Below are 8,029 nucleotides of genomic sequence, written 5' to 3' on the forward strand. Positions count from 1 at the left end.
TCACGTGATTCCCGCGCCCTCGCGTCGTCGGCGAGTCGGTCGGAGGCTCGCCGGTGCCGACGTCACGTATCAGTGCGTTCTGTCAGGACGCGCGGATGACCTCAATGGACGTCCTGCTCACCGCTCCTGACGATCAGCCGCGTGCTCAACTTCTGGAGTCGGTCGGTGCCATCGAACCGTGGGACTACCTGGAGCACGCCCACCTGAACACCGCCACCCAGTGGATCGCCGACGAGCATCGCCTCTTCCTCACCGTCACCCGGACCCGGGGGATGGCGTACACACCGACGTCTCGCTGTGGTACCTCCTCAACGCCGACGCCGACGCCGACGCCGACGCCGACGCCGACACCATCACCCCCTACGACCGGAGCAGGCTCGACACAATCCGGTGGCGGCTGATGAGCAGGTACTCGAGGAGTCTGACGAGCTCCTCGACCCCCACATGCACCGCGTTACCCGCAAGCTCCAGCAGGTCCGGACCACGAGGCGCGGGTAGCACGCACGCCAAACCCTTCCTCGACCTCAAGTAGGAGTCGGCGAGGCGGGGATCGGCCACGTGCGCTTTGCGGCAGGGTGGGTGCCAGTCAATCGACATGGTGACGGGCGAAGGGATGCAGTGGCTACCTCGTGGAGGACCACATGACTGACCATGACTACTTCCCAACAGAACAAGGCACTGGTGCTGGAAGCATTCGACACGCTGTTCAACAAGCGTGACTACGTCGCCGCCGAAGATTTCTGGTCCGAGCGCTACATCCAGCACAGCGCGCACATCGCACCGGGACGCGCGGGTCTGTTCGACCTGATCCGCTCGTTGCCGGACACACTGCGCTACGAGCACCAGCTCGTCGTCGCCGACGGCGATCACGTCATGCTCTACGGCCGTTTCAGCGGCAATGGCAGCCCCGCCGCCTCGGTGGCGGCCGACGTGGTCCGCATCGAAAACGGCAAGCTCGCCGAACACTGGGACGTCCTACAGGATGAGGCGACCCAGGCCGAGTCCGCCAGCGGCCTGCCGATGTTCGGTGACCGGTTCCCGCCCGACCGCTGACCGGCTCCGTCGCATGATTTCCGCTCACGACGGCGACCAAATCCGCGGCCCGACGCGCCGCTGGAGGGCAACCCGAATGCCTTCACCCGGCGCGCACCCTGACGCAACCGTCAGGACGATTGGTCGAGCAGTTCCTGACGGTGTGTGGTGGCCCATGAGCCGAAGCCATGGGGATGAATGCCGGAGTCAATAGGTTTCCCGAACCCACATCGTGAACTGTTGTGAACCGCCCCACTGGCCGAATTCTGTTCACCTCGGGAGCAATTCACTCGCTGGATCGGTTCTCCTTCAGCTTTGAGTCAGCGGCCAGCGCGATCCGTGGGCATGGGCCCACCCGAAGCGTTCTCATGGCCTAGACACAGGACCGCCGCCTGGCGCTTTGATTCCGCCCTTGGGCGTGGGCATATCTGCTCGATCCGATCTCCGCGAACTAAGATGTTCGCAGGGCATCCGAGATGAACTCGAACCATCCGCCAGTCATGATTGAGAATGTCGGGAGTAGCGACTATGGGAAAGTTGCAGGGAAAGGTGGCGGTCATCACCGGCGGCACCGCTGGGATCGGACTGGCCACAGCAAGGCTCTTCGTCAGAGAGGGTGCCTATGTCTTCATCACGGGCCGCCGCCAGAAAGAACTCGATGAAAGCGTGAAGGAAATCGGCGGCAACGTATCCGGCATTCAGGGTGACGTCGCTGAACTGGCCGACCTTGACCGTCTCTACGAGACCGTCAAGGCGAAGGGGCGAATCGATATCGTTTTCGCCAACGCCGGGCTGGGTGAGTTCGCTTCACTGGAAGATGTCACGGAAGAGCATTTCGACAAAATCTTCAACGTCAACGTGAAGGGGGCGCTCTTCACGGTACAAAAGGCCCTGCCGCTATTGAATGATGGCGCCTCTGTCATTCTCGCGGGCTCCGTTGCGAGCGTCAAGGGAACACCCGCGTTCTCGGTCTACGGTGCGAGCAAGGCTGCCGTCCGAAATTTCGTCCGAGGATGGACGGTGGAGCTGAAGGATCGTCGTATCCGGTGCAACGTCCTCAGCCCTGGCCCGATCGAGACGCCGCTTGTGGCGGCGCAACCTCAAGATGCCATCGCGAAGATTGCATCCACCATCCCGATGGGCCGCATGGGGGAGCCCGACGAAGTTGCCAAGGCGGCGCTCTTCCTGGCCTCGGATGACTCCAGCTTCGTCACCGGGATCGAACTGTTCGTTGATGGCGGCAGAGCGCAGATCTAATTCCGCAACGGTGCGTGTGACCTTGTCGTTCAGTTCGCGGGGCCCGTCGTGACCACATGCCTGTGCAGAGCTGCGGATTCAGTCCCGCTCTCCAAGGCAGCGATACAGGCGAGTGTCTATCGAGTCCCGCCGGTGACCGCCGTCGGCGGGCCGCCGTTCGAGATCACCGATCGTGAAGTGCCGCAGCCGGCCCGACCACGTACGGGTTGCCGTGGTCGTCCGCGGAATCTGCCACGGCCCCACCGTGTTTTCGTGACCGCCCAGGTCCCGCCCAGCTTCAGGGGCCCAGGAGTGAGCCTGGGAAGTGGGGATTTCCTTACTCTCCAAGGAGGCTGACCGATGGAGGTGTCCTGTCAGTTCGCCACATCTCTGCACTCTCCTGAACACATCGCTACCCCTGAAGAGTTGGGCTCCGTCGCGCCTGACTCCACGACACCCCCGCCTAAAGACCTGACGTCTGGGCGATGCTTGCGCTGGCCGCCGAACGCACCCACCGCATCGGCCTCGCCCCGGTGTCCTCGTCCCGACGCTGCGCCATCCGATGGTCAACGCCTCCGGCGCCGCCACCCTCGCCGCTTTCGAACCCGGCCGAGTGGCCCTTGCCTTCGGTACCGGTTTCAACGGCACGCGCGCCCTCGGCGCAGCCCCAGCCACCTGGTCCTACCTCAGCACATACGTTCGGACGGTGCGCGGCCTACTGCGCGGTGACACTGTGGAATGGGACGGCGCCCCCATGCGCATGATGCATCCCGGCACGAACTGACCGCAGCGCCCCATCAACATCCCTGTGCTGGTATCCGCTCTCGGCCCCATAGGTCTCGCCCTCACCCATGAGATCGCTGACGGTCTGTTCACCGTCAACGGCGAAACTGCCCACGCCCACGAATTCACCTGGGCCGCCCTGGGCATCCACGGCACGGTCCTGGGCGAGGAGGAACCACTCGACTCTCCCCGTGTCCGCGCCGCCGCCGGCCCCGGCAACGCACTTGCCTACCACGCTGCCTACGAATTCGGCGGCGCCCACCACCCTGCCCGGCGGAGAAGCCTGGCTCGACGCCGTCACCGCCCCCCGCACCGAACGCCACCTCGCCGTACACGATCAGCACCTCACTGACCTCAACGCAGCGGACAATACTGCCTGGAATGCCGGAAGCTGGCAGGCAATCACCTACACCACTGTCAACGGGCCCCCGACCGCATCCGAGACCAGCTCAGCGCCTACGCACGAGACGGCATCACCGAAATCGTCTACCAGCCCACCGGCCCGGACATCCTCGGCGAACTTGAACGCTTCATCGCCATCGCCATCGCCATCGCCATCGCCCGTGACGTGTAAGTCTCGATTCACCGAGTGAGTGTCTGTCCGTGAGCCGGACATGAAGACGCGGATGCCCTCTGAACCAGGACGATGGGACTTCGTACGATTCCACGTTCACAGATCTGTCTTGCGAGAGCCCCAGGCGTGGTCTGTTTCTCCCCGTCCTGTTGGTGACTTCAAGCGCGTGGAATCCCAAGCCTGCCCGATGCCCACCTGTGCCTTCCCCGCGGGCTCGCCGTGCCGGACCGGCAAGGTCCGGCGGCCACGTCGTAGCCTCGGAATACCCCTCCACGATACTGATCGGCTACAACAACGCCGCTTGTGAACAGATTTGACAAGCCCCCCGGGGACAATAGGGCAATAGGGCAATTTGACCGGATCCCCAAACGCTGCCACTACTGGTGGCGAAGAAGTTGTGCGAGGTACAGCGGTGGTTCTGCTCATCCTTGAGGCAACAGCTGCTGACCGCCGTCGATGTCGTACGTTGCCCCCGTCAATGCTTCGTTGCACATGATGTGTATGGCCAGAGCAGCGACATCCTCCGGGCCGACGACCCGTCGGATGGGGAGCGAGGAGCGGAGCTCTTCACGGCGTGCATCGATCTGATTGCCCAGGAGCGAGGCCGACAACGCCGTGTCGACGAATCCGGCAGCGATGAGATTCACCCGGATCGGCGCCAGTTCGAGTGCCAGGTTCGCGGTGAGGGCGGGAAGTGCCGCGGTGAGCGCTGAGGTGACGGCCCTGCCGACGCCGGGGCGGCGACCGCCTGTGCCACCGATGAACAACAGCGTTCCTGCGTCCCGGACTCTGCCCTGGCTGTACTTGGCTATCCCGAGGGTCATGGAGAGGCGCTCGCCGAAGTGCCGACTGGTCTCCGCCAGGTCCATGTCGGCCAGGGGCGCGTACAACGGGCCGCCGGCTGTCGATATGACGTGGTCGACCGAGTAGGGCAGGTCACTGAAGAACTGCTGGAGTCGGTCCGTGTCAGTGGCGTCGAGGGCCGTAGTGCTCCGCGGCCGGACTTCCGCAGCGGCTCGCTCCAGCCGCTGCGGATCTCGTGCCACCATCACCACCTGGCCACCGGCAGCGCGGACTTGACGCGCGGTTTCGAGGCCGATTCCCGAGCTTGCGCCTATCACAATGACGGTCTGGTCGACCAAATCCTGGTGTCGGTTCGGCTCACTTCCGCTCATCAGCGCCTCCGATGATCTGACGGCGGCAACGAGACGACGGTACGGGGGGCTGGGCCTCCCCCTGGTGCGTCAGACCAACGATTGCCCACCGTGCAGTTGTGGATACAGTTCGTGCGGTCCCCCGGGCAGTGCGGCCTGAACCTGCTTGCTGACCTCGTCGGCAAGTACCTCGTGGCGTCCGGCCTCCACGCCGGCGAGCGCCGCCCGGGCAACTTCGCCGGGATCGGCTTTCGGGCCGCGCACATTCGCAGCCATGTCGGTCGCCAGGTAACTGACATGCAGCGCGGTGACCTGCGTGCCCTGTTCTGCAAGGGCGACGCGCAGGGCGTTGGTCACTGACCATTCGGCGGACTTGGCTGCGGCGTACCCGGCGCTGACCGGGATCGACACCCACGACAGCACGGAGAGAACGTTGACCAGTGCGCCGCCGCCATTGCGCTCGAGTACGGGGGCGAAAGCTCTGCTCATCGCCAGCGTGCCGAGCACATGAGTTTCGAACTCCGTCCGGAATGAGTCGAGGTCGGACGTGAGGATGCCGGCACGGGTGGTGGATCCGGCGTTGTTGATGAGGAGCGTCACGTCCTGCGCCTGGGCGCCGGCTGCCCGGACCGACTCGTGGTCTGTAATGTCGACGGTCACCGGGACGGCTCCCGGCACCGTGACCTTTGCGGGGTCGCGGGCTCCCGCATAGACCTTGGCTGCTCCAGCCTCGAAAAGGGCCCGTACGAACTGCTCTCCCAGCCCTCGATTGGCGCCCGTGACAAATGCAACGGACCCGTCAATCTTCATGGGATACCTTTCCCGCAGGGCGTTTGAAAGGCTATAGACCGCTTGGTCGCGATGCTCCACCGCAACGTTTCCAACATTTCCGAACGTACCTCGCACGGCTGTCCACCACCACCCGGAGTGCACTCACCTCAGGGCGCGCGCCCTTGCCGGGAGGTCGGCATGATTCCGCACGGCGCGGCTCCGACGGCAACCACCCGGATCCGCTGCGCACCCGGAGAACCGCCGCCCCCCGAAACGACGAACGCCACAAGCCCTTTGCCCCCGCGGGCTCGCCCTTTGGCGTAAGGCCAGGAACAAGCAGCATCTGTTGCCGGGGTGACCAGGCAGTGGTCGGATGGATGTGCTCTCGTGTCGACCGAGGGAGGAGTCGATTGCCCGGCGACAGCCTGCCCCACACGCAATCGTCAGGACTCGACGCTGGTGCCAGTGGTTCGGCAGGGAGGCCGGCCCCCTCCATCCCCTCATGCAGACTGCGGTCGATCCGCGGGTCGACCGCTCCGGAGTACGGAGACAGGTATGACCACCTATCGAGCCGCGCAGGTCATCACCCCGGACGGGCGCTTCGAGATCGTCGAGCGCGAGGTGCCACGCCCAGGTCCCATGCATGTGCGGCTGGCCGTCGAAGCATGCGGGATCTGCCACAGCGACGATGGGTTCGTCAGCGGTGCTATGCCCGGAGTGCGGTTCCCGCTGGTTCCAGGGCATGAGGTCGCCGGGCGTATCGAAGAACTAGGAGAAGGAGCCCAGAGCAACAATTGGAACGTGGGGGACCGCGTGACAGTGGGGTGGTTCGGAGGCAGTTGCGGTCACTGTGTCCCTTGCAGGCAGGGCGACTACATGGTCTGCGACAGCCTCAAGATTCCCGGCTTGGCATACGACGGGGGCTACGCTGAAAGCATGATCGCGCCGATTGATGCCCTCGCGCGCATACCCGACGCCCTTTCGGCGACCGACGCGGGCCCCATGGCTTGCGCGGGAGTCACGACCTACAACGGGCTGCGGCGCAGCTCCGCCCGCGCCGGAGACCTGGTGGCGGTCCTGGGCATCGGTGGGCTCGGCCACCTGGCTGTGCAGTACGCAGTGGCCATGGGTTTCGAAACCGTGGCTATCGCCCGTGGCTCCGAGAAGGCCGGCACCGCCAAGGACCTCGGGGCCCATCACTACGTCGACAGCACGGGGGCGACCTCCGTCGCGGAAGCCCTGCAGTCTTTGGGAGGCGCGAAGGTCGTACTGGCTACCGCCGGAAGCTCTGAGGCCATCGCGGCAACTGTCGACGGCTTGACGCACCGCGGTGAACTCGTAGTCATTGGAGTTTCGCCGGACCCCATCGGCATCAGCCCGCTTCAGCTCATCCTGCGGGGCCGGATCCTTCGAGGACACCCGGCCGGTACCGCTCAGGACGTGCAGGACACGATGGCCTTCAGCGCCCTGCACGGTATCCGTCCCATGGTCGAGACGATGCCACTGAGTGAGGCCGACGGGGCCTACCGGAAGATGCTCTCCGGCTCGGCTCGCTTCCGCATGGTGCTGACCTCCGGCTGACTTGCGTCTGTGCGGATCCATGACGACGACCATCCGTGGACCTTGGCCGACCGCCTTGAACTGTTCGGGCGCACCGGCGAGATACGGACTGAGGTGGCCCGAACTACCACGAGGCCCTGCTGCCATGCGCCGACTCCCGCGCGATCACACGATCAGGAACCCTGCTCGACCAGGCCGCCCCCGTCATCGATAGCGGATATGGAAGCCACCGATGCGGGCTGCAAGTCGGTCTGCTCGGTGGTGGGCCGCCGTCCTGTCAGCTGCCGGATGGCGGTCACGAGGTAGGGCTGCGTGTATAGCCACGACCTCGAAACACCGGCAGCCCTCGCGATCGACGCGAGGCTGGTGCCCGCCGTTGCGTTGTGCTGCCGAGACGGCCTTCTCGGTGTCGCTGCCTGCGCGCTCGCCGAGTGGCCTCGGCGAGTGCGGTGGTGTTGTCAGCTGGCGGCATCGACGTCCTCCACCTGGCCGCCGACGACGATCTGGTTCTCGGCGGTCCCTCCAGAGGACTGATGATCTTGCTGAGTGTACGGCGGTTCTTCCCTGCGACCCGGCCGAGCCCGGCTTCCTCGGTGCGGGCGATGAGTTCACTGGTCTCCTGCCACTGCTGGCGGTGCTGCCTCGAGGAAGTCGTCGGTGGTGATGAACAACTGGCAGTCCAGGCTTGGGTTGACGTACTCACAAGCAGTCTGCACCGGGGCCCGCAGTAGCCGTTGGGCAGCGTCATCTTCACGCGAACCAGGCTCGACTTCGCCCAGGCCGCCCAGGCCGCCCAGGCCGCCCAGGCCGCCCCGGCGAGCGGGTGATCGGCGGCGGTTGATGGGGATCCTTGAAAACGGCTCTGTCTGGAGTTCCGTGAACTTCATGGTCGAGTGAGGATCCGGGTGCGGAGGAGCCG

At 65.1% G+C, this 8,029-nt stretch carries 8 protein-coding genes; 5 read left to right on the forward strand and 3 right to left on the reverse strand.

The window, feature by feature from the left end:
* Nucleotides 1-104: 104 nt before the first annotated feature.
* From CG723_RS14935 to CG723_RS49220, 4 genes are all read left to right on the forward strand, one after another.
* Nucleotides 105-401: a hypothetical protein gene (locus tag CG723_RS14935; RefSeq protein ID WP_234374296.1), complete on the forward strand. Its 297-nt coding sequence runs from the start codon at nucleotides 105-107 to the stop codon at nucleotides 399-401.
* A 280-nt stretch (nucleotides 402-681) separates the two neighbouring features.
* Nucleotides 682-1,053 (forward strand): nuclear transport factor 2 family protein, encoded by a 372-nt coding sequence (locus CG723_RS14940; protein WP_234374297.1) that lies wholly within the window; start codon nucleotides 682-684, stop codon nucleotides 1,051-1,053.
* Nucleotides 1,054-1,560: 507 nt separating this feature from the next.
* Nucleotides 1,561-2,289, forward strand: a complete 729-nt coding sequence (locus tag CG723_RS14945; protein WP_100593740.1) for a glucose 1-dehydrogenase — start codon at nucleotides 1,561-1,563, stop codon at nucleotides 2,287-2,289.
* 541 nt (nucleotides 2,290-2,830) lie between these two features.
* Nucleotides 2,831-3,052, forward strand: coding sequence for an LLM class flavin-dependent oxidoreductase (locus tag CG723_RS49220; RefSeq protein WP_199841748.1), 222 nt, complete (start codon nucleotides 2,831-2,833; stop codon nucleotides 3,050-3,052).
* Nucleotides 3,053-4,047: 995 nt separating this feature from the next.
* On the opposite strand, the gene CG723_RS14960 is transcribed toward CG723_RS49220, so the two are convergent.
* Together CG723_RS14960 and CG723_RS14965 are read right to left on the reverse strand one after the other, a co-directional pair.
* Complete coding sequence (locus CG723_RS14960; RefSeq protein ID WP_100593742.1) at nucleotides 4,048-4,800, reverse strand: SDR family oxidoreductase; 753 nt, start codon at nucleotides 4,798-4,800, stop codon at nucleotides 4,048-4,050.
* A 69-nt stretch (nucleotides 4,801-4,869) separates the two neighbouring features.
* Complete coding sequence (locus CG723_RS14965; protein ID WP_100593743.1) at nucleotides 4,870-5,589, reverse strand: SDR family oxidoreductase; 720 nt, start codon at nucleotides 5,587-5,589, stop codon at nucleotides 4,870-4,872.
* Nucleotides 5,590-6,105: 516 nt separating this feature from the next.
* On the opposite strand from CG723_RS14965, the gene CG723_RS14970 reads away from it, so the two are divergent.
* Nucleotides 6,106-7,131 carry an alcohol dehydrogenase gene (locus CG723_RS14970; protein ID WP_100593744.1) on the forward strand — a complete coding sequence of 342 codons (1,026 nt, stop codon included), beginning with the start codon at nucleotides 6,106-6,108 and terminating at the stop codon, nucleotides 7,129-7,131.
* A gap of 587 nt (nucleotides 7,132-7,718) precedes the next feature.
* Here CG723_RS14970 and CG723_RS46905 read toward each other — a convergent pair.
* Nucleotides 7,719-8,029: hypothetical protein (locus tag CG723_RS46905; RefSeq protein ID WP_234374298.1), on the reverse strand; the 311-nt coding region annotated here is incomplete at its 5' end.

The organism is Streptomyces sp. CB01635, assembly GCF_002803065.1.
Lineage (GTDB): Bacteria > Actinomycetota > Actinomycetes > Streptomycetales > Streptomycetaceae > Streptomyces.

Excerpts from the sequence above, each read along its gene's own strand:
- CG723_RS14935 (WP_234374296.1), top strand. The coding sequence starts at position 105 with ATGGACGTCCTGCTCACCGCTCCTGACGATCAGCCGCGTGCTCAACTT.
- CG723_RS14945 (WP_100593740.1), top strand. The coding sequence starts at position 1,561 with ATGGGAAAGTTGCAGGGAAAGGTGGCGGTCATCACCGGCGGCACCGCT.
- CG723_RS49220 (WP_199841748.1), top strand. The coding sequence starts at position 2,831 with ATGGTCAACGCCTCCGGCGCCGCCACCCTCGCCGCTTTCGAACCCGGC.
- CG723_RS14960 (WP_100593742.1), bottom strand. The coding sequence starts at position 4,800 with ATGAGCGGAAGTGAGCCGAACCGACACCAGGATTTGGTCGACCAGACC.
- CG723_RS14965 (WP_100593743.1), bottom strand. The coding sequence starts at position 5,589 with ATGAAGATTGACGGGTCCGTTGCATTTGTCACGGGCGCCAATCGAGGG.
- CG723_RS14970 (WP_100593744.1), top strand. The coding sequence starts at position 6,106 with ATGACCACCTATCGAGCCGCGCAGGTCATCACCCCGGACGGGCGCTTC.